Annotated in this window: 28 protein-coding genes and 1 pseudogene; 13 read left to right on the forward strand and 16 right to left on the reverse strand. The window is 70.0% G+C overall.

What is annotated here, in order from left to right:
* Positions 1-21 precede the first annotated feature (21 nt).
* Complete coding sequence (locus tag MXD61_RS22945) at positions 22-1,467, forward strand: MFS transporter (protein ID WP_248815495.1); 1,446 nt, start codon at positions 22-24, stop codon at positions 1,465-1,467.
* Between the two features lie 34 nt (positions 1,468-1,501).
* Here the strand turns inward: MXD61_RS22945 and MXD61_RS22950 are convergent, their stop codons facing one another.
* Positions 1,502-2,242 (reverse strand): ribonuclease BN, encoded by a 741-nt coding sequence (locus MXD61_RS22950; protein ID WP_248815496.1) that lies wholly within the window; start codon positions 2,240-2,242, stop codon positions 1,502-1,504.
* A gap of 380 nt (positions 2,243-2,622) precedes the next feature.
* Between MXD61_RS22950 and MXD61_RS22955 the strand changes: the two genes are divergently transcribed.
* Complete coding sequence (locus tag MXD61_RS22955; protein ID WP_248815497.1) at positions 2,623-3,903, forward strand: hypothetical protein; 1,281 nt, start codon at positions 2,623-2,625, stop codon at positions 3,901-3,903.
* 52 nt (positions 3,904-3,955) lie between these two features.
* Here MXD61_RS22955 and MXD61_RS22960 read toward each other — a convergent pair whose 3' ends face one another.
* Positions 3,956-5,257: a diacylglycerol kinase family protein gene (locus MXD61_RS22960; RefSeq protein ID WP_248815498.1), complete on the reverse strand. Its 1,302-nt coding sequence runs from the start codon at positions 5,255-5,257 to the stop codon at positions 3,956-3,958.
* 216 nt (positions 5,258-5,473) lie between these two features.
* On the opposite strand from MXD61_RS22960, the gene MXD61_RS28565 reads away from it, so the two are divergent.
* On the forward strand, positions 5,474-5,635 hold the full coding sequence (locus MXD61_RS28565; protein WP_248815499.1) for a helix-turn-helix domain-containing protein: 162 nt from the start codon (positions 5,474-5,476) through the stop codon (positions 5,633-5,635).
* Positions 5,636-5,759: 124 nt separating this feature from the next.
* Positions 5,760-6,371 carry a class I SAM-dependent methyltransferase gene (locus MXD61_RS22970; protein ID WP_248815500.1) on the forward strand — a complete coding sequence of 204 codons (612 nt, stop codon included), beginning with the start codon at positions 5,760-5,762 and terminating at the stop codon, positions 6,369-6,371.
* A gap of 25 nt (positions 6,372-6,396) precedes the next feature.
* On the opposite strand, the gene MXD61_RS22975 is transcribed toward MXD61_RS22970, so the two are convergent.
* Together MXD61_RS22975 and MXD61_RS22980 are read right to left on the reverse strand one after the other, a co-directional pair.
* Positions 6,397-7,611: a zinc-dependent alcohol dehydrogenase gene (locus MXD61_RS22975; RefSeq protein WP_248815501.1), complete on the reverse strand. Its 1,215-nt coding sequence runs from the start codon at positions 7,609-7,611 to the stop codon at positions 6,397-6,399.
* A 252-nt stretch (positions 7,612-7,863) separates the two neighbouring features.
* The gene (locus MXD61_RS22980; RefSeq protein WP_248815502.1) at positions 7,864-8,289 is read right to left on the reverse strand and encodes a type II toxin-antitoxin system VapC family toxin; all 426 of its coding nucleotides are present in this window, start codon (positions 8,287-8,289) and stop codon (positions 7,864-7,866) included.
* 212 nt (positions 8,290-8,501) lie between these two features.
* Between MXD61_RS22980 and MXD61_RS22985 the strand changes: the two genes are divergently transcribed.
* A complete protein-coding gene (locus MXD61_RS22985) occupies positions 8,502-8,849 on the forward strand; it encodes a DUF6444 domain-containing protein (protein WP_248815503.1) in 348 nt (115 codons plus the stop codon).
* Complete coding sequence (locus tag MXD61_RS22990; RefSeq protein WP_248815504.1) at positions 8,791-9,975, forward strand: IS66 family transposase; 1,185 nt, start codon at positions 8,791-8,793, stop codon at positions 9,973-9,975. The genes MXD61_RS22985 and MXD61_RS22990 overlap by 59 nt, the downstream gene beginning before the upstream one ends.
* 121 nt (positions 9,976-10,096) lie before the next feature.
* On the opposite strand, the gene MXD61_RS22995 is transcribed toward MXD61_RS22990, so the two are convergent.
* Genes MXD61_RS22995 through MXD61_RS23005 form a run of 3 tightly spaced genes read right to left on the reverse strand, consistent with a single transcriptional unit; the run spans position 10,097 to position 12,510 of the window.
* Positions 10,097-11,497: a DUF6884 domain-containing protein gene (locus MXD61_RS22995; protein WP_248815505.1), complete on the reverse strand. Its 1,401-nt coding sequence runs from the start codon at positions 11,495-11,497 to the stop codon at positions 10,097-10,099.
* A 56-nt stretch (positions 11,498-11,553) separates the two neighbouring features.
* Positions 11,554-11,967, reverse strand: a complete 414-nt coding sequence (locus MXD61_RS23000) for an SgcJ/EcaC family oxidoreductase (protein WP_374629423.1) — start codon at positions 11,965-11,967, stop codon at positions 11,554-11,556.
* A 9-nt stretch (positions 11,968-11,976) separates the two neighbouring features.
* A complete protein-coding gene (locus tag MXD61_RS23005; RefSeq protein WP_248815552.1) occupies positions 11,977-12,510 on the reverse strand; it encodes a hypothetical protein in 534 nt (177 codons plus the stop codon).
* Here MXD61_RS23005 and MXD61_RS23010 point away from each other — a divergent pair.
* The 3 genes and pseudogenes from MXD61_RS23010 to MXD61_RS23020 form a co-directional block, all read left to right on the forward strand.
* Positions 12,488-12,619: pseudogene (locus MXD61_RS23010) on the forward strand (DNA-binding response regulator); the annotation flags it as partial. The gene MXD61_RS23005 and the pseudogene MXD61_RS23010 sit on opposite strands and share 23 nt — an antisense overlap.
* 94 nt (positions 12,620-12,713) lie before the next feature.
* Entirely contained in the window at positions 12,714-13,040 is a 327-nt protein-coding gene (locus MXD61_RS23015) for a type II toxin-antitoxin system RelE/ParE family toxin (protein WP_248815507.1), read from the forward strand.
* Positions 13,040-13,357, forward strand: a complete 318-nt coding sequence (locus MXD61_RS23020; protein WP_248815508.1) for a helix-turn-helix transcriptional regulator — start codon at positions 13,040-13,042, stop codon at positions 13,355-13,357. Before MXD61_RS23015 ends, MXD61_RS23020 begins: the two co-directional genes overlap by 1 nt.
* 119 nt (positions 13,358-13,476) lie before the next feature.
* Here the strand turns inward: MXD61_RS23020 and MXD61_RS23025 are convergent, their stop codons facing one another.
* Complete coding sequence (locus MXD61_RS23025; protein ID WP_248815509.1) at positions 13,477-13,836, reverse strand: helix-turn-helix domain-containing protein; 360 nt, start codon at positions 13,834-13,836, stop codon at positions 13,477-13,479.
* A gap of 148 nt (positions 13,837-13,984) precedes the next feature.
* Between MXD61_RS23025 and MXD61_RS23030 the strand changes: the two genes are divergently transcribed.
* Positions 13,985-14,854: an NAD(P)-dependent oxidoreductase gene (locus MXD61_RS23030; RefSeq protein WP_248815510.1), complete on the forward strand. Its 870-nt coding sequence runs from the start codon at positions 13,985-13,987 to the stop codon at positions 14,852-14,854.
* Positions 14,851-15,777 (forward strand): NAD(P)-dependent oxidoreductase, encoded by a 927-nt coding sequence (locus MXD61_RS23035; RefSeq protein WP_248815511.1) that lies wholly within the window; start codon positions 14,851-14,853, stop codon positions 15,775-15,777. The genes MXD61_RS23030 and MXD61_RS23035 overlap by 4 nt, the downstream gene beginning before the upstream one ends.
* A gap of 12 nt (positions 15,778-15,789) precedes the next feature.
* Here MXD61_RS23035 and MXD61_RS23040 read toward each other — a convergent pair whose 3' ends face one another.
* From MXD61_RS23040 to MXD61_RS23075, 8 genes are read right to left on the reverse strand one after another with little or no spacing between them, the layout of a single operon-like run.
* Positions 15,790-16,275, reverse strand: a complete 486-nt coding sequence (locus MXD61_RS23040; protein WP_248815512.1) for a metal-sulfur cluster assembly factor — start codon at positions 16,273-16,275, stop codon at positions 15,790-15,792.
* Complete coding sequence (gene sufU / locus MXD61_RS23045; RefSeq protein WP_163548748.1) at positions 16,272-16,793, reverse strand: Fe-S cluster assembly sulfur transfer protein SufU; 522 nt, start codon at positions 16,791-16,793, stop codon at positions 16,272-16,274. The genes MXD61_RS23040 and sufU overlap by 4 nt, the downstream gene beginning before the upstream one ends.
* Complete coding sequence (locus tag MXD61_RS23050) at positions 16,790-18,103, reverse strand: cysteine desulfurase (protein ID WP_248815513.1); 1,314 nt, start codon at positions 18,101-18,103, stop codon at positions 16,790-16,792. Before MXD61_RS23050 ends, sufU begins: the two co-directional genes overlap by 4 nt.
* Positions 18,100-18,897, reverse strand: a complete 798-nt coding sequence (gene sufC, locus MXD61_RS23055; protein ID WP_248815514.1) for a Fe-S cluster assembly ATPase SufC — start codon at positions 18,895-18,897, stop codon at positions 18,100-18,102. The genes MXD61_RS23050 and sufC overlap by 4 nt, the downstream gene beginning before the upstream one ends.
* Before the next feature lie 8 nt (positions 18,898-18,905).
* The gene (locus MXD61_RS23060) at positions 18,906-19,268 is read right to left on the reverse strand and encodes a non-heme iron oxygenase ferredoxin subunit (RefSeq protein WP_248815515.1); all 363 of its coding nucleotides are present in this window, start codon (positions 19,266-19,268) and stop codon (positions 18,906-18,908) included.
* A complete protein-coding gene (gene sufD / locus MXD61_RS23065) occupies positions 19,265-20,506 on the reverse strand; it encodes a Fe-S cluster assembly protein SufD (RefSeq protein WP_248815516.1) in 1,242 nt (413 codons plus the stop codon). Before sufD ends, MXD61_RS23060 begins: the two co-directional genes overlap by 4 nt.
* A complete protein-coding gene (sufB, locus tag MXD61_RS23070; protein WP_248815517.1) occupies positions 20,506-21,918 on the reverse strand; it encodes a Fe-S cluster assembly protein SufB in 1,413 nt (470 codons plus the stop codon). Before sufB ends, sufD begins: the two co-directional genes overlap by 1 nt.
* Positions 21,915-22,625 (reverse strand): helix-turn-helix domain-containing protein, encoded by a 711-nt coding sequence (locus MXD61_RS23075; RefSeq protein ID WP_248815518.1) that lies wholly within the window; start codon positions 22,623-22,625, stop codon positions 21,915-21,917. The genes sufB and MXD61_RS23075 overlap by 4 nt, the downstream gene beginning before the upstream one ends.
* Before the next feature lie 338 nt (positions 22,626-22,963).
* Between MXD61_RS23075 and MXD61_RS23080 the strand changes: the two genes are divergently transcribed.
* Positions 22,964-23,674: a hypothetical protein gene (locus MXD61_RS23080; RefSeq protein ID WP_248815519.1), complete on the forward strand. Its 711-nt coding sequence runs from the start codon at positions 22,964-22,966 to the stop codon at positions 23,672-23,674.
* Positions 23,675-23,805: 131 nt separating this feature from the next.
* Positions 23,806-25,464, forward strand: coding sequence for a glycerol kinase GlpK (glpK, locus tag MXD61_RS23085; RefSeq protein ID WP_248815520.1), 1,659 nt, complete (start codon positions 23,806-23,808; stop codon positions 25,462-25,464).
* The last annotated feature ends 201 nt before the right edge of the window (positions 25,465-25,665 follow it).

Consider the following 25,665-nt stretch of genomic DNA (forward strand, 5'->3'; position numbering starts at 1 on the left):
GAAGCGAGGTACGTGGCGACGATGACCGAGCAGACGCCCGACGTGGATACCCGCGCCCGGCCACGGTCGGCCGGCGCCGACCGGCGGCTCCTGGCACCGCTCGCGCTCGCGCAGTTCATCTGCAGCTTCGCCGGGTCGAACATGAACGTGATGATCAATGACATCAGCCGGGACCTCGACACGACCGTCCAGTCCGTTCAGGTCGTCATCACGGTCTTCCTGCTCGTCATGGCCGCGCTGATGATTCCCGGCGGCAAGCTGACCGACCTGCTCGGCCGCAAACGCTGCTTTCTGATCGGACTCACGGTGTATGGGGTGGGTGCCCTGCTCAGCGCCGTCGCACCGGGCGTGGGCCTGCTGCTGCTCGGCAACTCGATCCTGGAGGGCATCGGCACGGCCCTGCTGATTCCCCCGGTCTACATCCTCACCACGGTGCTGTTCACCGACCTCACCGCCCGCGCTCGCGCCTTCGGGGTCATCATGGCCGGTGGTGGCCTCGGGGCGGCGGCGGGCCCGCTCATCGGCGGCCTGATCACCTCCGCGATCAGCTGGCGCGCGGCCTTCGCCTTCCAGGCCCTGATCGTCGCGCTCATCATCGTGCTGAGCCGGTCCATCACCGACCCGCTCCCGGCGGACCCGCACCGTCACTTCGACGTTCCCGGCGCGATCCTGTCCGCGGGTGGCCTCACCCTGATCGTGCTGGGCATCCTCGCCGCCGACGACAACCTTGCCCTCACCGCCGCCCTCCTGGCCGCCGGCCTGCTCGTGCTGGCCGGATTCCTGCACTGGGTACGCCGCGAGGAACGGGCCGGCCGGGAGCCGCTGCTGTCCACCAGCCTGTTCCGCAACCGGGTCTCCAACCTCGGCCTGGTCACCCAGAACATCCAGTGGCTGCTGCTGATGGGCTCGTCCTTCACCGTCGCCACGTTCCTCCAGGTGGTCCGCGGCTACGACGCCATCCGGACCGGCCTCATCTTCACCGCGGCCACGGTCGGTCTGCTCATCTCGTCCACCGCCGCCGAACGACTCGCGAAACGCCACTCCCAGAGCACCCTGATCACCGCCGGGTTCACCCTGACCATCGCCGGCATCATCGCCCTGATCGGCCTGGTCGCCGCATCACACAGCCCCTGGGCGTTCGTGCCCGGGCTGGTGCTGCTCGGTCTCGGCCTCGGCGCGATGCTCACCCCCTCGGTCAACGTCGTCCAGTCCGCCTTCTCCGAACAACGCCAGGGCGAGATCTCCGGGCTGTCCCGCAGCATCTCGAACCTCGGTTCGTCCTTCGGCACCGCCATCGCCGGGACCATCCTCGTCGCCGGCCTGACCAGGAACGCCTACGCCATCGCCATGGCCACCCTCGGCGTCCTCGGCGTCGTCGGTCTGGTCGCCGCCGCGCGGATGTCCCGGACCAGCGCCGGGGCCAGCCCGCTGGCCGACAGCCGGCCCGGCCACGGACCGCACGACTGACCCGCACCCGGCAGCCCCGGGCGACCACCGGTCGTCACCGGAACAGGGATCTCGCGCGTCGTCCGACCGCGCGGAGCAGGGACAGGCCCCGCGCGTTGTACCAGGCGCCGACGGTCGCCCCTCCGGTGAGCACCACCCCGAGTCCGATCAGCCACGACAGAAGCGTGAAGACGACGCCGATCTCGCCGTAGTTCCGCTCGTTGTCCACGATCGACGTCGAGAACAGCAGCCGGCTCACCACCCCGAGGCCGGTCAGTCCGACCGTGGTGAACACCGCCGCGGGCAGGACGTCCCGCCAGGCCAGCCGACCGCGCACGAGAACCCAGGTGCCGATCCAGAACAGCAGCACCATCGCGGTGATGACGATCAGAGCCTGGCACACCTGGCCGGCGACCGTGCCGGTGAGCGCCGCCCCGGTGGCGGTGGTACCCGCGAGAAAGACGAGCAGTCCGGCGAGCCAGACCACCTGGGCCGGCACCCCGCGCAGGCCGAACGCCGGAACCCGGAAGACCCGCAGATACACCGACTGCACCGCCCCGGCCAGGCTCAGCCCACCCAGGGTCAGCCAGAGCGCGCCGAGGACCGTCCAACCGGACTGCGCGGATCCGCCGCCGCGGGGAGTGAACAGGCGCTCGACAGCCATGGCGGCGTCGTGGTTCAGTCCCATCCGCCTGACGATGATCTCGGCCGCGCCGCCGGGGCGCAGCGGCGACACCGCGGCCAGCGTGATGACAAACGGGAAGAACAACATCAGAATGAGCGCGGCGAGGGTCATCGAGCCGTTCATCAGATCGCTTTCCCGCAACTGGCGGGCCAGGCCCTCCGCCGACGAAGAGCGCCATCCTTCCTGAACCTCGCGATATTTTTCCGATGCCCACCTCCGGACGCCGGAAAGGTGGCTTCCCGCCTGCTCGTGGCGAATCTGACCGCCAGCCGGTCCCCGCTGCCGACCCACCCCCACAGCATCACTCGAAGTGACGGTCTGCGCATCCCCCCGGATGCGGCAGCGGAAGCGGACTTCGATATTTCCGGAATCTCGCGGCGCCTTTTTACGACTCGTCGAAAACCAGTTTTCGACGAGCCCTCGCAGGGAAGGAGCCGGCCGCGAGACCGCACTGGCGGCCGCACCACGCACAAAGCAGGAGGGACCGTTCCATGGTTGCCAGTGCTGGCGACAGCTCCGACGGCCCGGCGCGTTCTCCTGGCATATCCCTCCGGACTGTCGGGGCGTCCCTCCTGCTCCTGCTGGCCGTCGTGCTGGCACCACTCGCCGTGGTCGCCACCTGGGCGGACACCACGATCTCCGACTCGGACCGGTACGGGGAGACCGTCGCCCCGCTCGCCACCGACCCCGCGGTGCAGAACATGGTGACCAACCGGCTGACCGATCTGGTCGTCAGGAACGTCGACGTCGATCAGGTCACCGCGTCACTCAACGACGTTCTCACCCGAAACGACGTCCCGCCCGTTGTCGTGAACCATGCCGATGTCCTGGCCGGTGCGCTGCACAGCGCCCTGACCAGTGCGGTACATCAGGTGGTTCAGGGGGTGGTCACCAGCGACCAGTTTCCCCCGCTGTGGGAGAACGCGAACCGTCGGGCACATGCCGCCGTGAAGAAGGTTCTCACCGATGAGGGCAACAACGTCCTCCAGGCCAAGGACGACACGATCGTGCTGGATATCGGCCCGGTCGTCGACAGTGTGCAGCAGCGACTCGTCGACGCCGGTCTCGAGAAGGCCGGCAGCATTCCCGACGTCGACCGGCAGATCGTGCTGCTGCGGACGGACAGCCTGACCAGAACTCAGGACGCCCTGCGTCTGCTCGCCGTCCTCGGCCTGTGGCTGCCCGTCGCCGTGGTGGCGTTCGCCGCGCTGGGCGTGTGGCTGGCGCCCGCGCACCGCGTCGGGCTCATGGCCCTGGGCGTCGGCACCGCCGTGACGATGATCGTCCTGCTCGTGGTGCTGGCCGTCCTGCGCCAGAGTTATCTGGACTCCGTCGCGCCCGACGCCCAGCCGCGCGACGCGGCAGCGGCCATCTACGACACTCTCATCCGTTTCCTACGAGACAGCGCGCTTACCTGGCTGACCGTGGCCGTCATCACCGTGGTCGCCGGGTATCTCCACGGACCGGGCCGCGGCGCCCGCGCCCTGCGCGCCGGCGCCAGCCACGCCACCGGGGCCGCCGGCCAGGCCCTGGCCCGGGCGGGTGTGGGTACCGGCGGCGCGGGCGACTGGCTGGCCCGGCATCGCCGCCTCACCGGCGGGGTCGTCATCGGGGCGGGGCTGCTGGCGCTGGTGCTGTGGAACTGTCCGACCCCGGCAGCGGTCGCCCTCGTCCTGCTGACAGTCGTGGTCGCCCTGGCCGCGCTGGGTGTCCTCGCCGCCGCCGGGACCACCCGCCCTGAGCCCACGAACCCCGCCGACTGGAACGACTGACCCCTGGCCCGGCTCTGGCCGAGCCGAGCTCGGCCGGGCCGCACCGCGCGGCTCAGGCCGGGGACCGGCCGGCCACGATCCGGACCAGAGCCGGGAACATCCCCCACAGACCCGGCCGCGCGGGTGGCACCCCGGGTGCGTGCACCGGGATCCGAACGCCGACCGCGGCCGGAAGCGAGCGCAGCTCCAGCGGTGGTGGCAGGCACAGCGCCTCCCCGTCCACGCCGACACTGACCGGTCTCGCGGAGTCGATCCGCAGGGTGGGACTGGTCCACTGCTGGAAGCCGCGGAACCGGCTGATGGCACCCATGGACTCGAGCGCGACGAGGGCGGGCAGATCACGGGCCCGATCGACACACAGGGTCGTCACACCGAGCTGGCCGCTGTCGAGGTGGGGGCGGGTGCCGAAACCACCGAGGCTGTGGAGCTGGTAGGCGTTGTTGGACACGAGCAGGACGTCCGCGGTCGATCCGGTGTGACCGTCCGGGCCGGTGAAGCGAAGATCCGGCGCGGCGCGGTCCGTCCCCAGCAGGTCGGGCAGCCTCGCGGCCGCCGTGGGCACCTTCGCGTCACGGTAGCTGTCGGACTGCACGATGTCGGCGTAGACACCCAGCGAGACGTTGTTGACGAACACGCGGTCACCGAGCTGGCCCAGGTCGACGCGCTGCTCGACCGCGAGGTCGAACGCGTCGAGCGCCCCCACCACATCCCTGCGGTCCAGGCCGAGATCAAGGGCGAAGTGGTTACGCGTACCGGCGGGGACGCAGACGAACGCCATCCCACGCCGACGCGCCACGTCCGCGACGACCGCCTGCGAGCCGTCGCCACCCGCCATGCCCACCACATCGGCGCCGCGGTCGGCGGCGTCCTCGGCGAGCGATCGCAGATCAGCGTGTTCCGTGAGGGTGACGACCTCGATCCCGCGCCGGAGCGCGGCCTGGGCGAGCTGGTGACGCCCGGCGGCACCACCACCGGAACGCGGGTTCACCACCAGGACGCCGTGCCGGGCGGCTCCCACCCGACGCCCCCGCGGTCGGTGCCGTCCGAAGGCGCCACGCGCCGCGGTTCCTGACGCGACGAGCAGACCCGCGGTGACCAGCAGGGTGGCCAGGCCGATCACCCCCGCGAAGGCGATCAGGGCGCCAAGGGTGCAGACCGCCAGCACAGCCGCGCCCAGGCGACGCGGCCCCCGTCCGACCAGCGCCGCCCAGCCCGCCATCAACGTGATCGTCACGGCGACGACCGAGACCGGCAGGGCGATCGGCCGGTCGATCAACCGGGCTGCGAGGACTGCGACCACCGCGGCGAACGTCAGCAACGCCACCGAAGCCGCCAGCCGCTGGGAACAGGACACCGGCGCTCCCGCGCCCCGTCCCGGCCGGCGAACCATCCGGGAACGCATGATCACCCATCCCTCCGAGCTGCGGGAAAACCGGGAGTGCGACCCAGAAAGCGGCCGAAAACATTCTCTTCAACCCGTTTCCACATTGCCCTCTCCACCCTCCCATCCGCGACCCAGGCCAGCAACTCGATCAGGAACGGAAAATGCACCCCAACAGGGTTCCCACGGGTGGCCGAGCGGATCGGCGTGTCCCAGTCGCGGATATCCCGCATTGAACGGGGCGACCTGGAGCACACCGAGATTTCCACTGTTCGTAGTTGTGTTGAGGCACCCGGCGGTCCGGTTGAGATCGTGGCGAAGTTCGGCGACGAGACCATCAAGGTCGCCTGACTCCTGAACCCCAACCTGCGCCTGTTGCATGCTCCGGCCATCGGCATGCTCGTAGCGTGAGCCTCGGAATCGTCGAGCCGGCTGCTATGCCGCGCCGGCTGTGGCGGGCTACAGAGGAGCGTTGATGCGGTTCTATGAGGATCAGGTGCTTCCGCGGATCATCGATGTCGCGCTTGGACGGGTGGTGGAGCCGGCGCGGGCCCGGGTGACCGCCGGGCTGCGCGGGGACGTGCTGGAGATCGGCTTCGGCTCGGGTCGCAACCTGGCGCATCTGCCGGCGCAGGTCAGCCGGCTGCTGGTGGTCGAACCGGCGGCGACCGGCCTGCGGCTGGCACAGCGGCGGATCGCCGCGGCCGCCGTGCCCGTCGAGGTCGTCGGACGGGACGGGCAGCGGTTGGAGCTGGCCGACGCCTCGGTCGACCAGGTGCTGGTCACCTGGACGTTGTGCACCATCCCCGACGTCGACCAGGCGCTGCGGGAGGCCCGTCGCGTCCTGCGCCCCGGCGGAACGCTGCATTTCACCGAGCATGGCCGCTCCGTGCGGCCGCGGGTCGCCCGCTGGCAGGACCGGCTCACCCCCGCCTGGGGCCGGGTCTTCGGTGGCTGCCACCTCAACCGTCCCATCGACGAACTGGTCACCAACGCCGGCCTCACGCTGCGGAGCCTTGACCACTACCGGGTGGGCCCCGAGTTCATCGGCTACGGCTACGAGGGCATCGCGGCAAAACCCGCATGAGGCCGGTGTGCGCCGCGCGGCGGGTTCAGGCGGCGGGGTCGAGGACGACCTTGGTCCAGCCCGTCTCGCGGCGGTCGAAGGCCAGATAGGCGTCGATGGCGGACGACACGGGCTGATGCTGGGTGATGACCCGGGCCGGGTCGACCGTTCCCGCCGTCACCTTCGACAGCAGCTCGGGAATGTACCGGCGGTGGTCGCAGATACCGAGCTTGATCGTCAGGTTGCGGTTGAGTGCCACCCCGATCGGATAGGCGTTCAGGGTCGGCGGGTAGAGGCCGACAACACCGATCGAACCGGCTTTGGCCACCGCCTCCACCGACCAGTGCGCTGCCTGCGACGGAGCGTTGCCAGGCACCCAGGTGTCACCGACGGGCCGGGACCCACCCGCCGTGGCGGCCTCCCTCTCGGCCTCGAACGCCCGGGTCTCGTCGGCATCCGGCACCGCAGGCCCGGACGATGCCCGCTGGGCGTCGACGCCGACCGCGTCGATCACCCGGTCCGCCCCGATGCCCCGGGTCATCTCGAGGATCATCGCGACCGGGTCCTCCTCGTTGAAGTCGACGATCTCGGCATGCAGCGCACGGGCGCCCTGCAACCGGGACGCGATGCCGTCGACCGCGATGACCCGCCCGGCGCCCTGCTGGAACGCGGACAGGACCGCGAACTGGCCGACGGGGCCCGCCCCGAACACCGCGACCGTGTCCCCCGGGGTGACCTCGGCCAGTCTCGCTCCGTACCACCCGGTCGGATAGATGTCGGACAGCATGATCGCCTGATCGTCCGACACCGAGTCGGGCAGCGGCACCAGCCCGACGTTCGCGTAGGGCACCCGGGCGAACTCGGCCTGCAGGCCGTCGAACGGGCCGCTGTTCACCGGACCGCCGAAGAACGCCGCCCCCGCCCGGGAACCGCGCGGGTTGGCATGGTCGCACTGTGAGTAGTAGCCGTCGCGACAGTAGGAGCAGCACCCACAGCCGATCGTCGAGGGGATGATCACCCGGTCGCCGGGCCGCAGGTTACGGACATACGGCCCGACCTCCTCCACGATGCCGACCCCTTCATGACCCAGGATCGTGCCCTCCCGCATGCCCGGCATCGTCCCGCGCACCATGTGCAGATCCGTCCCGCACACCGCGCTGCTGGTCAGGCGGACGATCGCGTCCGTCGGCTCGCTGAGCTTCGGCTCGGGCACGTCCTCAAGCCGGATATCGGCCGATCCGTGATAGACAACCGCCTTCATCTGCCATCTCCTCTCCCCCGGGGCTACCTACCGCCCCGCCAGGACGAACGGGCACAGTCGTTCACGCCATACCCGGCCTGGCCCAGATCACCCGAAACAGAGAATCCTTTTTGACCATTTCTGGCCGGCTTTACGGAGAACTTGCCGCGATCCACCAAAATGCAGATATCGATAAAGCCCGTCCACGGATACAGCGGCCCGCTATCAGACCAAAGCGCTTTTCACGGCGGGCGACGAACGGCGAGCCAGGCGCTACGGGTGATGGGTCCAGGAATTGACGAGCGGAACAGCCATGGGGGCGAAGTCGGACTCGTTGCGGGTGACGAGTGTGAGGCGGTGAACCCGAGCGGTAGCAGCAATCAGGGCGTCGCGGGCCGGGCGCCGGTCGGGCACATGTAGCCGCGCCGCGGCGTCGGCGACGGCCTGGTCGACGTCGAGCAGCCGGCCCCCGTAGACGGGAAGAACGCTCTCGGTGAGCCACGCATCCAGCACAGCCGCCTGTCCGGGGTCGTGTCGCCGTTTGTTCTCGATCCCGGCACGCAGTTCCAGCAGCGTAATGACAGAGAGAAACGTGTCGGACGGCGACAGGGACCCCGCCCAGACGTTGAACCGGTCATGTCTGCGCCTGGCCGGCTTACGGAGCTCCGAGACGATGTTCGTGTCCAGTAGGAAGCTCACAGATCGACCTCACGCGGCGAGTCCCGCGGACGCATCGGCTCGAAGTCGATGTCCTCGTCCAGGACAAATGCCTCCCCCAGGCTCCCCCGTAAACATTCACGTGGTTTGGTGATCTTGCTGTGAGTTGCTGGCGGGTCAGCCGGGTGTGGATGTTGTTCGGCGTGCTGGGTGTCGTGCGCGACGGCCGGGTGGCGGTGTGGTGATCTGGCTGGGTGCCGCTGGAGGAGATGTCGCGTGAGGAACTGCTGGCGGTGGTGGCCGCGCAGGCCGCGACCCTGGCGGCGCAGGCAGAGTTGATCGAGGAGTTGCGCGGGCAGGTCGAGGCGCTGGCGGCGGAGGTCGACCGGTTGGGGCGGGCGGGCTCGCGGAACTCGGGGAACTCGTCGTTGCCGCCGTCGTCGGACGGGGTGCTGCCGGGTCGGGCCGAACCGGGCGGAGCGCCGTGCCGCCGGGGGCGGGATGAAGAAGCGCGGGAAGCAGCCGGGGCAGGACGGGCGGACGTTGGCCTGGCGGGAGGACCCGGACCGGGTCGAGGCGCGTTTCCCGGCCGGGGTGTGTGACTGCGGGGTGTCGCTGGCAGAGGTGGCGGCGGTCGGGGTCGCCCGCTCGCACCAGTCCCACGATCTCACCCTGGCCCGGGTCGGGGTGACCCAGCATGATCTTTACCGGGTCGTGTGCGGCTGCGGGCGCCGTCATGTGGCCGCCCGGCCCGAGGGGGTGTCGGGGGCGCCGGTGTCCTACGGGCCGGAGTTGCGCGCGCTCGCGACGTACTTCCTGGTCCGCCAGCACCTACCGGTGGAGCGGGCCCGGGAGGCGATCCCCGAGCTGTGCGGGGTGGAGGTCTCGGCGGGCTGGCTGCACTCGCTGCTGGCGCTGGGCGCGGACGCGGTCGCCGCGCCGGTCGCCGAGATCGAACAGCGGATCGCCGCCGAGAAGGTCGCCGGGTTCGACGAGACGCCACTGAAGGTCGGCCCGAAGGGCGAGAAACGCTACGTGCTCTCGGCCTCGACGCTGCTGTTCACGCTGTTCATGCTGGGCGGCCGGGACAAGGCCAGCTTCCGGGTGTTCCTACTCGGCCGGATGCTCGGGGTCGTCGTCCACGACCGCTACGCCCTCTACGACTGCGACGAGTTCACCGGCTTCCTCCACCAGTTGTGCGTCGCCCATCTTCTGCGCGACCTCCAGGACATGGTCGAGACCTACCCCGAGGCCCTCTGGCCGGTCCAGCTCCAACAGGCGCTGCGGGGCCTGGTCCACCAGGCCAACCTCGCCCGCGCGGCCGGACTGACCGAGGTCCCCGCCGCGCTGCGCGACCCGCTGATCGCCGAGTACCGCGGCGCGGTCCGTGTCGGGCTCAGGGACGTTCCCGCGGCCGAGAAGGGCACGAAGCAGCCGGCCGGCCGCTGCCTGCTCGCATGCCTACGTGACCGGCAGGACGACGTACTCCGTTTCGTCTTCGACCTCGACGTGTGGCCGACGAACAACCAGAGCGAGCGCGACCTCCGGCCGTTCAAGACCCAGCAGAAGATCTCCGGCCGGCTCACCTCCGAGGCCGTGACCGCCTGCCGCCTCCAGATCGCCAGCTACCTGTCCACCGCCCGCAAACACGGCGTCTCCGCGCTGCACGCCCTACGCCTCGCGTTCCGCGGCACCCCCTGGATGCCACCAGCCGCCGCCCCTACCTGACGGCTGCCCCACCCGCCTCGCCGCACCGGCCACGCCCGGAGCGGCCCACAACCACGCCCACGAACCCCCACCTACAGCAAGATCACTAAACCAGGTGAATGTTTACGATGTCTGTGGACTTCTATTGGCAGTTGTCGCACCGGCCGTTGAGCGGGAGTTCCATGCGGCAGGTGGAGCAGAGTTTCGGGGCCGGAGGCTGGGCGCGGCTCTGACGGTCGCGGCGGGCGGCGACCTGCCGGGTGAGCGCCGGACGGCCGCCATCGGACGGAAGTGCGGCGCCGAAGTGGCGGTGGCAGGCGAGACGTTCCTCGGCGGCGTGCTGGTCGGGGTCTTCGGGGCAGTGGCCTCGGACCGCCTCGACAGCGCTGGCGTAGCTCTCGCCGACGATGCCTTCCTCCACATCGCCGGCCGACCCCGCGCCGAGCGAGGCCTCGCCGTCATCGCCGTTGCGGGATGGCCTGGAGCCACGACGTTCGCGTAGCCGTGCCCGCAGCGCGGTGGTGGGCCTTCCGCGGAGGTTGAGCGGCGGGTCGAGCGCGGCGAGGACAGCGTCCTCCAACCGTCCGAGCTCGTCGGCGTCGTCGACGGCAACGGCGATCACGCGCAGATGCCGGCCGATCCAGGCGTCGAGTTGCGGGGCGTTCTCACCGTCCAAGCCCGGCACGTCGCGCAGGGCTGCGGCCAGGGTACGGCGGAAGGTGGAGAACTCTGCGCGTCCACTCAGATGCATCCTGGCAATCCTGCCCCACAGCGTGTTGGTGGATCTCTGGCCGCTCGGCCACCGGGTCGCGCCTGCCTGACCGGCGTAGATCAGGCCGGGGGCGAACGTCATGCCCAGACCGTCGGCCAGATCACCGGCCCCCGCCCCATCGACCCACCAGCTGTACAGCCCCGGCCGGTTGAACCCGTCCTGACCCGCGGCGAGGAACTCGGCGGGCGTGCGCGCCCGCGCTGGATCCGTTAGCGCGGCCGTCAACGCAGCCACCTCGCGGACAGATCTGTCGACGGCCGCCGGATCGTCCGTCGTCGGCGCACTCAGGTTCCGGTACCAGGCCTGCTGCTGGCCGAGGCCGAGATGCCCGGTCGGGGTCGCCAGCCGCGCACCACGTTTCTCCAGAGGAAGGCGGAGTGGATCCGTGTAGGCGGCGTCGGCGTGCACCTCGATCGTCCGCCCGCTCGGATCCCCGTACAACACTGCGAGCTGCGCGCAGACGAACTCGCCCCAGGCCTGGCGATAGGCCCGCGGCTGGTCCGCCAGGCACAGGTCGTAGGGGCCGATCACGTCGCCCGGCGCGAGCACACCGTACTGCGCGCTCAAGATGTACCACGGCAGCCCGCTGGCCTGCGCGAACGCACGTCTGCCCGTAAAGAGCGCGCCCGTGAATAGCTCTGCCGCTCGAGCCGGCTGCGCCGACGTGGACTTCGCACAGCCGATCAGAACCAGATCCGCAGCCACCGCCATGCACCAATTGTTCCGCCCGCCACGACCTTTCACATCGAGGGGTCGGCCGCCATGGCGCAAGACGCGAGACGCCTTCAGCAGTCGGCGCGTGCGCGCAGCCGGTCCGTCCGCATCGATCAGGCGGCGACGACCCCTGTGTTCTGGCAGGCGGCCAGCAGCCAGCGGCTGTCGTCCTGCCTGGTCATCACGTACAGCGGGGCGCCCTCGCTCTCGTCGTCCGGCGCCAGGTAGCGCTGACGAACCTTGACCGCCACGACGTCAGGGCGGAGGAAAAGCACGTGGACCACCTCGTAGCTGACCCTGCCATCCCAGTCGGTCGCCGGGAGCACCTTGCGGGTGAACTCCGAGATTGCGTCGAGGCCGATGAGAACCTTGCCGTGGGCCGTCGTCCAGACTGCGTCGGGGTGGAAGAGGGCGAGGAACTCGTCGGGGTCCCTGTGCTGCTGGGAGTGCTCGACGGTGGCAACGACCTGCTTGATGGCTTCGACGCCTGCGGTGTGGGTCGCGGGTTCGGTGGTCATGTGGACCATCGTGTTACCTCAAGCCCGGTTGAGATCAAGACGGTCCTCATGCTGACAACGTCGCATGCTTTCCAGCTGCCGGACCATTCGCGGTCGTACTTCTGTGCCCTGTGAGCACCATGCGCGACGGGCAGCATCGCTGATCGACCGGCTGCCCGAGTCCCAGGTCCTCCCACGGGAGCGCACCCGCACCGACGAGTGGCCGTTGCCGGAGTTCTTCGGCGCCCTGTCCAGTGGTGTGGGCGGCCCCGCGGCCTGCTTCGGGCGGCTGTCGCCCGCAGGGAGGAGGCTGCTGTGACGCCAGACGCGGTCCGGCACCCGACGGTGACGATGAGCGAGTTGCGTCGCCGTCATGCGGACGCCCATGCGATCGCGCAACGCTACGGTGTGAGCAATATCCGTGTCTTCGGCTTCGTCGCCCGGGCCGAAGCAGACGACGCGAGCGACGTCGATCTCCTCATCGATCTCGCGCCAGGACGAGGTCTGTTCGATCTGGGCGGCTTCATCAGTGACACCGAGGATCAGCGACACCGAGGCGACCCGCAGACTCACCCGATCAGGATCGACGGCCGCCGTCGTCGTCCTGACGATGTTCGAGGACGACGATTCGGTCTTCGCCGCGATGCGGGCCGGAGCACTGGGTTACCTACTCAAGGGTGCCGGGCGGGCGCGTGGGCGGACTCACGGCACCGACCGCGCTGGCAGGGGTTGAGGTCCCAGCACAACGGTAATAACGTGGTCGTTATCATGGTTGCATGTCCTGGGACGTCGTGGTCCACCCTGATGCGGTCGACGAGTTGGCCGAGCTCCCCGCCCACGAGCGTGCGGCGATCGACAACGCCCTCGACAAGCTGCGAGAACGCGGCACGGATCTTCCGTTCCCCCACACCAGCGCCGTCGTGGACGCCGACCACCTGTGGGAGCTACGTCCTCGAGGTGGCGACAGCCCGTGGCGGGCGTTCTACCGGCGGATGGGGGCAAAGCTCGTCGTCGTGGGCGCCATCGGACACCATGACAAGCGCAAGTACCGGCGGGCGGTCGCCCTGGCCGTGGAACGGCTCAACGACCTGAAGGAGGACTGATGAAACTGTCGGAGCTCAAGACCCTCGACCAGGTCATCGACGAGCACCGCCAGGACCCGGAGTTCCGCGCGCAGTGGGACGCGCTGGCGTTCGCCCGGAAGGTCGCCAACCAGGTGATCGCATACCGGGTCGAACACGGCCTCACGCAGCGGGCCTTCGCCGAGCAGGTCGGCCTCAGACAGCCCGCTGTTGCGCGCCTGGAGATCGCCGAGACGCAGCCACGGCTCGAAACGCTGGCGAAGCTCAGCAGGGCCACCGGTCTGACCTTTGACCTTCACGTCGCCAACGGAGCCGTCGAGATCGTTCAGGTCGCCTAGGCCGCGTTCCCGGCCGGGCTGTGATCGGCAAGTGTCCGGATCGGCGCGAAGCAGTCGATCCGGACCTCGGATGCGCTCACTGGCGTTCCCGACGCTCGTCGACTGCGGCACCTCATTGGTCACGCAGATGTAGTTGCGTCCTCGGTGGCGAGGCGCTCTCGACGTTGTCTACCCCACTCGCCCAGCGGGCGGAGAGCCTCGTTGAGTGACGTACCGTGCCTGGTGAGGGAGTACTCGACCCGAGGTGGGACCTCCCGATACACCTCGCGGTGGACCAGACCGTCGTCCTCCATCTCGCGCAGGTGCTGGATGAGCATCTTCTCACTGACGCCTGGCAGGCCGCGCCGCAGTTCTCCGAAACGCCGGGTTCCGTGGTGGTGCAGCTCCCAGAGGATCAGCGATTTCCACTTCCCTGACACCACGTCCATACCAGCATCTATGCCGCAGACGTACGGCCCGCGCCGCCCATTCGTTGCCATCGAATCCTCCACCCCGTCCCAGCTGGATACTTACTTCCTGGTGAGTATTGAACAAAATTGTAGGTACTTGCCGGAGAGAAAGGTTCGGGCGGAGGGTCGAGACGGCACACCAGTCAGTCAGGCCACCGAACGGAACAGGGGTCAACCCATGACGACTCGTACGACCTTCCTGGGCCTGGGCGCGATGGGCAGCGCGCTCGCCGCCGCGGCCCTCGACGCCGGCCGACCATCCGTGGTGTGGAACCGCACTCCAGGCAGAGCACGAGCACTCGGGCAGGGCGGCGCCACCGTCGCCGGGAGCATCGAGGAGGCGGTCATCGGCGACGGGGTGGTCGTCGTGTGCCTGTTCGACCATCAGTCGGTGCGTGCTGTGCTCGGTCCTGTCGCCGCGCACCTGGCCGGACGTACGGTGATCAATCTGACAACGACGACACCGAACCAGGCTCGCGGGCTCGCGACCTGGGCGGCGGAGCACGGCATCACCTGTCTCGACGGTGCGATCATGGCCGTACCCGCGATGATCGGCCGTCCAGGGTCGACGATCTTCTACAGCGGTCCCGAGGCCGCCTTCGAGGAGAACCGGGAACTGCTCGGCCTGTGGGGGCAGAGCGACTACTTCGGGGCCGACCCCGGTATGGCCTCGCTCCGTGACATGGCGATGCTCGTCGGGATGTACACAATGTTCGCCGGCTTTCTGCACGGCGCGGCGATGGTCGGTGCCGAAGGCGTGTCGGCGGTCGAGTTCGCCCGAGCGCAGATGTCCTTCCTCGCCGCCATGACGGGCCAGCTGGCTGGTCTCGCCGCCACAGTGGATGCCGAAAACTACGCCGGGGCGGGTCAGCAGAGCCTTGAGTTCACCGAAGCCGCGCTGGATTCGCTGGTGACGGCCAGCCTCGATCAGGGCATCGGTGCCGAGGTTCTGCGGCCCGTCCAGGACATCGTGCGCCGGCAGGTCGCCGCCGGGTACGGCAGGCAGGGCACCGCCCGCATTTTCGAGGAACTCAGGATGTCCCGATGAGCGGCGAGGGCGGTCTGTCCCCCGTGACGGTCGTCGGCCTTGGCCCGATGGGTCGAGCGATGACCGAGGCTCTGCTGCGTTCTGGCCATTCGGTCACGGTGTGGAACCGCACCCCGGGGCGCGCCGATGACCTCATAGGCAGAGGGGCCATCCTGGCGCCGACGCCGACAGTCGCGGTTGCCGCCAGCGAGCTGATCATTCTCAGTCTTACCGACTACCAGGCCATGCACGACATCTTCGACCCGGTCGTCGAGAGTTCAGAATCCCCGGGTGTTCTCGCCGGCAAGGTTCTGGTGAATCTCAGTTCGGACACACCCGACGCCTCCCGGGACGCGGCGCAATGGGCCGCCGCACAGGGAGCGAGCTTCGTGACCGGAGGCGTCATGGTGCCCGCTCCCGCCGTGGGCAGCCCAGGGGCATACGTGTTCTACAGCGGGTCCCGCTCGGCGTTCGACGCACACGGACCGACGCTCGGACTTTTTGGCGAGCCAAGGTACCTCGGGGAGGATTCGGGCCTGGCCCAGCTCTTCTACCAGGCGCACCTTGACGTCTTCCTCACCGCGCTGGCAAGCCTGCTCCACGCCACCGCGCTTGTCACCGCCGCCGACGTGCCGGCCGCCGATTTCCTACCCAGCGCGATGGAACTTCTCGCCGGCATCCCAGCGATGATCGGAGACGGACGGGATCTGGCCCGAAGTCTGGAGGCCGGCGAGCACCCCGGCCACCTCAGCACAACGCGGATGATGGGCGCCACAGCGGACCACATCGTGTGGACGAGCGAGCGGGCCGGTGTTGACCCGCGGCTACCCAAAGCCGTCAAGGCACACTACGACCAGGCCAGCGCCCGGTCTGGCCGAAGGGTGACCTCGGCCAGACCGGTGGCGAGCCAGTTGATGTTGCGGTCTGACGGTGGTGCGGTCTGACGGTGGTGCGGGTCAGACGTTGAAGCCGAGGGCGCGGAGCTGGTCGCGGCCGTCGTCGGTGATCTTGTCGGGGCCCCACGGGGGCATCCAGACCCAGTTGATCTTCACGTCGGCGGCGAGGCCGCCGTCGGGGCCGTCGACCAGGGCCGAGCGGGTCTGGTCCTCGATAACGTCGGTCAGCGGGCAGGCCGCCGAGGTGAGCGTCATGTCGAGGGTGATGATGTTGTCGTCGGAGACGTGGATGCCGTAGACGAGGCCGAGGTCGACGACGTTGATGCCGAGCTCGGGGTCGACGACGTCGCGCATCGCCTCCTCGATGTCGTCGAACTCCGCGAGGTCCAGGGCTGCCGCCCGCTCGGCGCGGGTGCCGTGCTGCTCGTCCTGGGTCGCCGCGTCCTGGGTCGCCGCGTCCTGGGTGGAGGTGCCAGCTTCGCCGATGACGGTGCCGGGGTCGGCAGTCGCGTCCTGGATCGGGGTTTCGGTCAGCGCGTCGGTCATGGCTTCTCCTGCTCCGGTACGTCGAGGGCGGCGGGGGTCGCCGGCGCCGTGGCCGACACGGACGCGGACGCTGCCGCCGCTGCGGGATCGACGGCCTTGGCGGTGGCGTCCTTCCAGGCCATCCAGGACAGCAGGGCGCACTTGACCCGAGCAGGGTACTTGGAGACGCCGGCGAACGCGACCGCGTCCTCGAGCCGCTCCTCGTCACCCTCCGCGGTGCCGCGCGACTGCATCAGCGCCAGGAACTCGCGCTCGAGTTCCAGCGCGTCGTCGACCTTCTTGCCGATCACCAGGTCGCTCATCACGCTCGCCGAGGCCTGGCTGATCGAACAGCCCTCGCTCTCGTACGAGACGTCCTCGACCACACCGTCGACGACCTTCACCCGCAGGGTGACCTCGTCCCCGCAGGTGGGGTTGACGTGGTGCACCTCGGCGTCGAACGGGTCGCGCAGCCCGCGGTGCAGCGGGTTGCGGTAGTGGTCCAGGATGATCTCCTGGTACATGGAATCAAGGTTCACTTCGAGAAGAACCTCCGGACCCCGTGCAGACCTTCCACCAGCGCGTCGACCTCAGCGGTCGTCGTGTACAGGTGGAAGGATGCCCGGGTCGTCGCGGGAATGCCGTAGCGCAGGCAGACCGGCCGCGCGCAGTGGTGGCCGACCCGCACCGCGATGCCACGCTCGTCCAGGAGCTGGCCGACATCATGCGGGTGGATGTTGCGCCCGGTGTCGTCGGTGAGCACGAACGAGATCGCCCCACCGCGGGCCTCGGCGGTCGGCGGACCAATGATCCGCAGGCCGGGCACACCGGCCAGGGCGTCGAGCGCGTAGGCGGTGATGGCGTGTTCGTGGGCGGCGACCGCCGGCATGCCGAGCGCGCTCAGGTAGTCGACGGCGGCACCGAGCCCGACGACCTGGCTGATCATCGGGGTGCCGGCCTCGAAGCGGTGCGGCGGCGGGGCGTAGGTCGACCCCTCCATCGTCACGACCTCGATCATCTCGCCGCCGCCGAGGAACGGCGGCATGACCTCGAGCAGCTCGAGGCGGCCCCACAGCACGCCGACACCGGTCGGCGCGCACATCTTGTGGCCGGTGAAGGCGAGGAAGTCCACCCCGAGGGTGGCGACGTCGACCGGCAGGTGCGGCACCGACTGGGAGCCGTCGAGCACGGTCAGCGCGCCGACCTCGCGGGCCCGGGCGACGATGCGCTCGACCGGGTTGAGGGTCCCGAGGATGTTCGACTGGTGCACCATCGAGACGACCTTGGTCCGGTCGTTGATGATGCTGTCGAGGTCGGCCAGGTCGAGGCGGCCGTCGTCGGTCAGGCCGATCCAGCGCAGGGTGGCGCCGGTGCGCCGGGCGAGCATCTGCCAGGGCACCAGGTTGGAGTGGTGCTCCATCTCGGTGATGACGATCTCGTCGCCGGGGCCGACCCGGAAGCGGGCGGCCTCCACACCGGTGGTCTCGGCGTTGCTCATCGCGTAGGCGACCAGGTTCAGCGCCTCGGTCGAGTTCTTGGTGAACACGACCTCGCGGCGGTCGGTGGCACCGATGAACGCGGCGATCTTGTCACGGGTCGCCTCGTACAGCGCGGTGGCCTCCTCGGCCAGCACGTGGATGCCGCGGTGCACGTTGGCGTTGTGCCGCTCGTAGTAGGTCCGCTCGGCGTCGAGGACGGCCAGCGGCTTCTGCGAGGTGGCGGCGCTGTCGAGGTAGACCAGCGGCAGGTTGTCGTGCACGGTGCGCGACAGGATCGGGAAGTCCTTGCGCACCTGCTCGACATCGTAGCCGCTGGCCAGAACGGCCGGGTGCGGCTCGGTGACGGTCATGACGCAGCTCCAGCCCCCGCCGGGGCGACCGCGGCCGCTCCGCCGCCTTTGACGTAGCGGTCGTAGCCACCGTCCTCGAGCACGGCGGCGAGCTCGGGGCCGCCCGAGTCGACGATGCGGCCGGCGGTCATCACGTGGACGAACTCGGGCTTGATGTAGCGCAGGATGCGCGTGTAGTGGGTGATGAGCAGGATGCCCGTCTCCCCCTTGGCACGCACGGCCTCGATGCCACCGGAGACGATGCGCAGCGCGTCGACGTCGAGACCGGAGTCGGTCTCGTCGAGCACGGCGATCTTCGGCTTGAGCAGCGCCATCTGCAGGATCTCGTGGCGCTTCTTCTCACCGCCGGAGAAGCCCTCGTTGACGCCGCGCTCGGCGAACGCCGGGTCCATCTCCAGGGCTTCCATGGAGGCCTTGACCTCCTTGACCCAGGTACGCAGCTTCGGTGCCTCGCCGCGCACGGCCGTGGCCGAGGAGCGCAGGAAGTTCGACACCGACACCCCGGGGATCTCCACCGGGTACTGCATCGCCAGGAAGATCCCGGCGCGGGCGCGGGCGTCGACGCCCATGGTGAGGACGTCCTCACCGTCGAGCGTGATGCTGCCGTTGGTCACGGTGTACTTCGGGTGGCCCGCGATCGAGTAGGACAGGGTCGACTTGCCCGACCCGTTCGGTCCCATGATCGCGTGGGTCTCGCCCTTGCGGACGGTCAGGTCGACCCCGCGCAGGATCTCGCGCGGACCTTCCTCGGTCTCCACCGAGACGTGCAGGTTACGAATCTCCAAGGTCGACACCGCGGTCGTCACCCTCGTTCCGGGCTCGTCTGTGCGACGGCGACGAGCACGTCGTCACCGTCGATGGTCACTGGGTAGGTGGGCACCGGGTCGATCGCCGGCAGGCTCAGCGGCCGGCCGGTGGCCAGGTCGAACTGGGACCCGTGCAGCCAGCACTCGATCCTGCCGTCTTCGACCTCACCGGCGGACAGCTGGACGTCGGCGTGCGAGCACTCGTCGCGCAGCGCGTAGACGGTGCCGCCGGTGCGCACGACGCACACCGGCACACCGTCGATCTCGACGCCGAGCGCGGTCTCGTCGGCCAGGTCGGCCAGCGAGCAGACCCGGTGATGCCCGGGTGCGGCCGAGGTGCCGGCCGGTGCGGCGCTCACGCGCCCGCCCCGGCGGCGGCCTCGGCAGCCTCGGCGGCTTCGGCCTCGGCGAGGGCCTCGGCCAGCTCGGACTCGCCGAGCCGGGCGGCCACCGAGGTCATGATGCGGTCGCGCAGCTCGGGAATGTCGATCCGGTCGATGACCTCGGCGAAGAAGCCGTGGACGACGAGCCGACGGGCCTCGGTCGGCGGGATGCCGCGTGACTGCAGGTAGAACAGCGCCTCGTCGTCGAAGCGGCCGGTGGCACTGGCGTGCCCGGCGCCGACGACCTCGCCGGTGAGGATCTCCAGGTTGGGCACCGAGTCGGCGCGGGCGCCGTCGGTGAGCACCAGGTTGCGGTTGAGCTCGTAGGTGTCGGTGTCGACCGCGTCGGCGCCGATCAGGACGTCGCCGATCCACACCGCGTGCGCCGACTCGCCGCGCAGCGCACCCTTGTAGGTCACCCGGCTGCGGCACGAGCGCGCCTGGTGGGTGACCAGCAGACGGTGCTCCTGGTGCTGGCCGGCGTCGGTGAAGAACACGCCGTTGAGCTCGGCGTCGCCGCCGGGCCCGCGGTAGTCGACGGTCGGGTTGAGCCGGACGAGCTCACCGCCGAGCGTGACGGTGAACGAACGCAGCTTCGCGTCCCGGCCGACGGAGAAGGCGTGCGCGCCCAGGTGCACGGTGCCCGCGTCCCAGTCCTGCAGGGAGATCACGGTGAGCGACGCGCCGTGGCCGACGTACACCTCGACGTTGCCGGCGTAGGTGGCGCTGCCGGTGTGGTCGAGCACGACGGTGGCGGACGAGAACGGCCCGGCCTCGATCACCAGGTGGCCGTAGGCGACCCCGGCGGCGCTGGCGGCTCCGGCGGCGCCCTGCGGACCCTCACCGTGCAGGCGCACGATGACCGGTTCCGTCAGCGACGCCTCGGCGGGGATGGTCACCGCGGTCGCCCCGCCCGCACGGGCGGTGGCGAACGCGGCGATCCGGTCGGCCGGGATCAGGACCCGACCGATCCGGGCGTCGGCGGCGTCGAGCCGCTCGACGGCGACCCCGTCAGGTGCCGTGACCGTGACCGTGACCAGGCCGTCGGCCTCGGGGCCGGTCGGCAGGCCACGCAGGCGGCGCAGCGGGGTGAACCGCCAGGCCTCCTCGCGCCCGGTGGGCACGTCGTGGTCCTGCGGGTCACGGGAACGCACCGGGCGGGGCACGGCTCCGGCGGCCGCCGGGGGGCGCCCGGTGGCATCGATGACGGCCATCAGCCGACCGAACCTTCCATCTGCAGCTCGATGAGCCGGTTGAGTTCGAGCGCGTATTCCATCGGCAGTTCGCGGGCGATGGGCTCGACGAAGCCGCGCACGATCATCGCCATCGCCTCCTCCTCCGACAGACCGCGGCTCATCAGGTAGAACAGCTGGTCCGCGCCGACCTTCGACACGCTCGCCTCGTGCCCGATGGACGCGTCGTCCTCGCGGACGTCGACATACGGGTAGGTGTCGGAGCGGCTGATCGTGTCGACGAGCAGCGCGTCGCACTTGACCGTGGAGCGCGACCCCGACGAACCCTCGTTGATCTGCACGAGACCGCGGTAGGACGTCCGGCCGCCGCCGCGGGCCACCGACTTGGAGATGATCTGCGAGGACGTGTGCGGCGCGGCGTGCACCATCTTGGCGCCGGCGTCCTGGTGCTGGCCGGGGCCGGCGAAGGCGATCGAGAGGACCTCGCCCTTGGCGTGCTCGCCGAGCATCCACACGGCCGGGTACTTCATGGTCACCTTGGAGCCGATGTTGCCGTCGACCCACTCCATCGTGGCGCCCTCATGGCAGGCGGCACGCTTGGTGACCAGGTTGTAGACGTTGTTCGACCAGTTCTGGATGGTCGTGTACCGACAGCGCGCGTTCTTCTTCACCACGATCTCGACGACGGCCGAGTGCAGCGAGTCCGACGAGTAGATCGGGGCGGTGCAACCCTCGACATAGTGCACGTAGGCACCTTCGTCGACGATGATGAGCGTCCGCTCGAACTGGCCCATGTTCTCGGTGTTGATCCGGAAGTAGGCCTGCAGCGGGATCTCGACCTGCACGCCCGGCGGCACGTAGATGAACGAGCCACCCGACCAGACCGAGGTGTTCAGCGCGGCGAACTTGTTGTCACCGACCGGGATGACCGAGCCGAAGTACTCCCGGAACAGCTCCGGGTGCTCGCGCAGACCGGAGTCGGTGTCCAGGAAGATGACGCCCTGCTCCTCAAGATCCTCGCGGATCTTGTGGTAGACGACCTCGGACTCGTACTGGGCGGCCACACCGGAGATGAGGCGCTGCTTCTCCGCCTCGGGGATGCCGAGCCGGTCGTAGGTGGCGCGGATGTCCTCCGGCAGGTCCTCCCACTCGGCGGCCTGCTTCTCGGTGGAACGGACGAAGTACTTGATGTTGTCGAAGTGAATGCCGGTGAGGTCTGCGCCCCAGGTCGGCATCGGCTTGCGCTCGAACAGACGCAGGCCCTTCATACGCAGGTCGGTCATCCACGACGGCTCGGACTTCTTCGCCGAGATGCCACGGACGACCGCCTCGGACAGGCCGCGCTCCACGTCGTCGGCATAGGCGTCGGTGTCAGCCCATCCGAACCGGTAGGAGCCAAGGCCCTCAAGGGCGGTCTCGGCAGGGGTGGTCATGGGGCGGAACCTTCCGAAGACGGGGATGGTGGGAGTGGTTCCTGCGGCGGGCCCGCTGGTACGTGGGTCGTGCAGACGCCGTCGCCGTGGGCGATCGTCGCCAGGCGCTGCACGTGGGTGTCCAACACCCGGGCGAGCGCCGCGGTCTCCGCGTCGCACAGCGCCGGGAAGCGCTCGGCGACGAACTGGACCGGGCAGTGATGCTGGCAGATCTGCAGCCCGGTGGGCAGCTCCGAGACGCTGGCGGTGTACCCGGCCGCCGTCATCGCCTCGGCCAGCGCCGCCGGCCGTTCCTGCGGGGACGCGGCGACGACCGCCGAACGCACCCGCCGTTCCAGGTCGACCGCCCGGCTGTCAGCGAACTCGCTGATCGCCGAGGGCCCGGCCACCTCCGCGAGGAAGCGCAACGCACCGGCGGCCAGATCGGAGTAGGCGGACGGGCCGGCCTGGTGGCCGGCCTCGGTCAGCGCGTAGCGCCGAGCCGGACGGCCCCGACCCCGGGGACCGTGGGGACGGCTCTCGATGGGAGAGATGCTGCCGTCGGAGACCATGGCGTCGAGGTGGCGACGGATCCCGGCCGGCGAGACACCGAGCTGACGAGAAAGTTCGGCCGCCGTGGCCGAACCGCCCTCCAGCAGTCGACGCACGACCCGGTCACGGGTGCGGCCGTCCGCCGTCCCGGCCGAGACATCGTGGTCGTTTTTCACAACGCCAGTGTGCCCTATTTACGGGACGCGGTCGAACCCAGCTCCCCCGATCAGGTCACTTCAGGGCGCCGATCTGCGTCACACCCCCAGTGCCAGCACCGTTTCACCACCCGCTTCGCTCCTCAAGGCCCGTCCGGACGTCGTCCGGCCGACACCCGAACACCGCTCCTGTACCTGACAATGCACGCGCAAACACAACATCCACCCACTACCGGCATCTGGTTGACCGTGCCCGTCGCGGCGCTGCCAGACTGACGACATCCCTGGGCACCATCGGGCCGGCGGCAGGGCGGCAGGGCGGCAGGGCGACAGGGCGACAGTGGGAGGCGGCGCAGCGGATGCGGGCGGGACGACGACACGGCGGGCTCCCCCGCGCACTGGTCGGGCTCGGCCTGGTGCTGGCGCTGGTGGGCGCGGCGGCGGGTTGCAGCGGCGGCGGAGACAAGAAGACCAACGGGCTGGAGGGGCTGGCGCCGGCCGAGGTCGGCTCGCGTGCCGTGACCACGTTGCGCACCGCCCCCGGTGTGCACCTGTCCGGTTCCGTCACGAGCCCCGGTGGCGACGCCCCCGCCGACTACGACCTGGTGCTGTCGCCCACCACGACGCGCGGCACGGTCGAGGAGTACGGCCAGCAGACCCAGCTCGTCAAGATCAAGGCTGACACGTACGTCCGCCGGGCCCGGTCGTACTACACAGCCACCGGCGACAGCGCCGCCGCCGACCTGCTGGCCGACCGCTGGGTCCGCCTCGCCGCCGCCGACGCGGCCAAGTACTCCTATTTCACGCTCAACGGCTTCAGCGACTCGCTGCGCAGCTACCTCGTCGGCCTGGCCGGAAAGGTCGAGCAGGAGAAGGTGGACGGCGAGCGTGCCGTGCGCGTGCGGGCCTCTGACGGCACGACCTTCGAGGTCGCCAACACCGGCCCGGCCTACCCCCTGCGGATCACGCTCGCCGGCGACTCGACCACCCGCCTGCGTCTGGCCGACTTCCGCACCCCCGACGCCGCCACCGCGCCGAGTTCCCCGATCGACCTGTCCAGCATCGGCTGAGCCCAGCCTCCGGTTGAGCCCAGCCTCCGGTTCACCTGAGTCTCCGGCCGGGTCGAGCCTGGCGACGGCACCCGCCGGGGTCGCACCGACACGTCGCACGGGCGACCATCCGATGCGCCAGGATCGGAGCCATGACGGACGGTGAGCCGCTCGCGGCCGAGTGGCGTCAGGACGAGCACCGGACTCGGCCCGGCCAGGATCAGGCTCGCGGGCGGGGCCGCGGGCGTGGACGGGTGGTCGCGGCGGTCGACCAGGGCACGACGGGGACGACGGTGTGCCTGCTCGACGAGCAGGCGGTGGTCGTCGGCCGTGGCTACACTCCCGTGCGGCCGAGCTTCCCCCGGCCGGGCTGGGTCGAGCAGGACCCCGAGCAGCTGTGGCGCGGCGTCGTCGAGGCCGTCCAGGCTGCCCTCGCCGACGCCGGACGTGCGCCGTCCGACCTCGCCGCGCTCGGGATCACCAACCAGCGGGAGACCACCCTGGTGTGGGATCGGCGCACGTCCACGCCGGTGTACCCGGCGATCGTCTGGCAGGACCGGCGCACCGCTGTCCACTGCGAGCGGCTCGCCGCGGACGGCCATGGTCCGTGGGTGGCCGACCGCAGCGGACTCGTCCTCGATCCGTACTTCTCCGCCACGAAACTCGCCTGGATCCTCGCGCACGACCCGGAGCTGCGTCGCCGGGCCGGACGGGGTGAACTCGCCGCCGGCACGGTCGACTCCTGGCTGGTCTGGCGGCTCACCGGCGGCGCCACCCATGTCACCGACATCACCAACGCCTCCCGCACCCAGCTGCTCCACCTCGCCACCGGACGCTGGGACGACGACCTGCTCGGACTCTTCGAGATCCCGGACGACCTGCTGCCCACCGTGGTGCCCAGTTCACGGGTCTACGCGATGACGGATCCGGCGGCCTTCCTCGGGGTGCGGGTGCCGATCGCGGCGGCCGTCGGCGACCAGCAGGCGGCGCTGTTCGCGCAGGGCTGCCACGCTCCCGGACAGGCCAAGAACACCTACGGCACCGGCTCGTTCGTCCTGGTCAACACGGGTGTGACGGTGCCGGAGCCGGAGTCGGCCCGGGCCGCGGGCCTGCTGCGCACCGCCGCCTACCAGCTGGACGGCCAGCCGGTGCGGTACGCGCTGGAAGGGGCGATCCTGTCCACCGGTTCGGCGGTGGCCTGGCTGCGTGACGGTCTGGGCATCGTCGGCGACGTCGCCGAGACGGCCGCGCTGGCCGCCTCGCTGGCCGGCAACGACGGGGTGTACTTCGTCCCGGCGCTGGCCGGCCTCGGCGCTCCACACTGGGATCCGCGGGCCCGCGGCACCCTGCTCGGTCTCACCCGCGGCACCAGCCGGGCGCATCTGGCGCGCGCCGTCCTCGAGGGCATCGCCTACCGCACCCGGGACGTGGTCGAGGCGATGGCCGCCGCCGGCTTCGCCGTCACCGAACTGCGTGCCGACGGTGGCGCCGCCCGCAACGCCTGGCTGATGCAGTTCCAGGCTGATGTGCTCGGTATCGACGTCGACGTCCCCGACAACATCGAGACCACCGCGCTGGGATCGGCCTACCTCGCCGGCCTGGCCACCGGCTTCTTCCCCGATCTGGACGCCCTGTCCGACCTGCGCCGCGGTGCCGACCGCTACCGTCCCGCGACGTCGCCCGGGCAGCGCGCCCGCGGCTATCGGCGCTGGCGCAGCGCCGTGGAGCGCTCCCGGGCCTGGGCCCTCGACGACCTCGACGACCTCGACGACGGCTCCGACGACGGCTCCGAGAGCGACCGATATCGGTGACACCCGCCGGCCAGATAACTACATTCCGAAACAAAGACACGATCATCCTTGACGTTCTGTAGCGCCCAGCACCAGGGGGCCACCGTAGGGCCACATCCAGCCGCGTCTTTGTGCGTCAATCGGCTGCCAGACGGATGGATGCCTGACAGGCTGTCACCGGGGGCGGTCGGCGTCTCCCGCCAGCCCTGACCCGGACGGAGA

Origin of the sequence: Frankia sp. AgPm24 (assembly GCF_023243055.1) — a bacterium.
Classification (GTDB): domain Bacteria; phylum Actinomycetota; class Actinomycetes; order Frankiales; family Frankiaceae; genus Frankia; species Frankia umida.

What these genes read in the sequence shown, in the direction of transcription:
- MXD61_RS23040 (WP_248815512.1), bottom strand. Translation starts at nt 16,275, where the DNA reads ATGACCGACGCGCTGACCGAAACCCCGATCCAGGACGCGACTGCCGAC.
- MXD61_RS22950 (WP_248815496.1), bottom strand. Translation starts at nt 2,242, where the DNA reads ATGACCCTCGCCGCGCTCATTCTGATGTTGTTCTTCCCGTTTGTCATC.
- MXD61_RS23000 (WP_374629423.1), bottom strand. Translation starts at nt 11,967, where the DNA reads ATGGTCCACATGACCACCGAACCCGCGACCCACACCGCAGGCGTCGAA.
- sufB (WP_248815517.1), bottom strand. Translation starts at nt 21,918, where the DNA reads ATGACCACCCCTGCCGAGACCGCCCTTGAGGGCCTTGGCTCCTACCGG.
- MXD61_RS23030 (WP_248815510.1), top strand. Translation starts at nt 13,985, where the DNA reads ATGACGACTCGTACGACCTTCCTGGGCCTGGGCGCGATGGGCAGCGCG.
- MXD61_RS23020 (WP_248815508.1), top strand. Translation starts at nt 13,040, where the DNA reads ATGAAACTGTCGGAGCTCAAGACCCTCGACCAGGTCATCGACGAGCAC.
- MXD61_RS23080 (WP_248815519.1), top strand. Translation starts at nt 22,964, where the DNA reads ATGCGGGCGGGACGACGACACGGCGGGCTCCCCCGCGCACTGGTCGGG.
- MXD61_RS22945 (WP_248815495.1), top strand. Translation starts at nt 22, where the DNA reads ATGACCGAGCAGACGCCCGACGTGGATACCCGCGCCCGGCCACGGTCG.
- MXD61_RS23050 (WP_248815513.1), bottom strand. Translation starts at nt 18,103, where the DNA reads ATGACCGTCACCGAGCCGCACCCGGCCGTTCTGGCCAGCGGCTACGAT.
- sufD (WP_248815516.1), bottom strand. Translation starts at nt 20,506, where the DNA reads ATGGCCGTCATCGATGCCACCGGGCGCCCCCCGGCGGCCGCCGGAGCC.
- glpK (WP_248815520.1), top strand. Translation starts at nt 23,806, where the DNA reads ATGACGGACGGTGAGCCGCTCGCGGCCGAGTGGCGTCAGGACGAGCAC.
- MXD61_RS22955 (WP_248815497.1), top strand. Translation starts at nt 2,623, where the DNA reads ATGGTTGCCAGTGCTGGCGACAGCTCCGACGGCCCGGCGCGTTCTCCT.
- MXD61_RS23025 (WP_248815509.1), bottom strand. Translation starts at nt 13,836, where the DNA reads ATGGCAACGAATGGGCGGCGCGGGCCGTACGTCTGCGGCATAGATGCT.
- MXD61_RS23015 (WP_248815507.1), top strand. Translation starts at nt 12,714, where the DNA reads ATGTCCTGGGACGTCGTGGTCCACCCTGATGCGGTCGACGAGTTGGCC.
- MXD61_RS23035 (WP_248815511.1), top strand. Translation starts at nt 14,851, where the DNA reads ATGAGCGGCGAGGGCGGTCTGTCCCCCGTGACGGTCGTCGGCCTTGGC.
- MXD61_RS22970 (WP_248815500.1), top strand. Translation starts at nt 5,760, where the DNA reads ATGCGGTTCTATGAGGATCAGGTGCTTCCGCGGATCATCGATGTCGCG.
- MXD61_RS22975 (WP_248815501.1), bottom strand. Translation starts at nt 7,611, where the DNA reads ATGAAGGCGGTTGTCTATCACGGATCGGCCGATATCCGGCTTGAGGAC.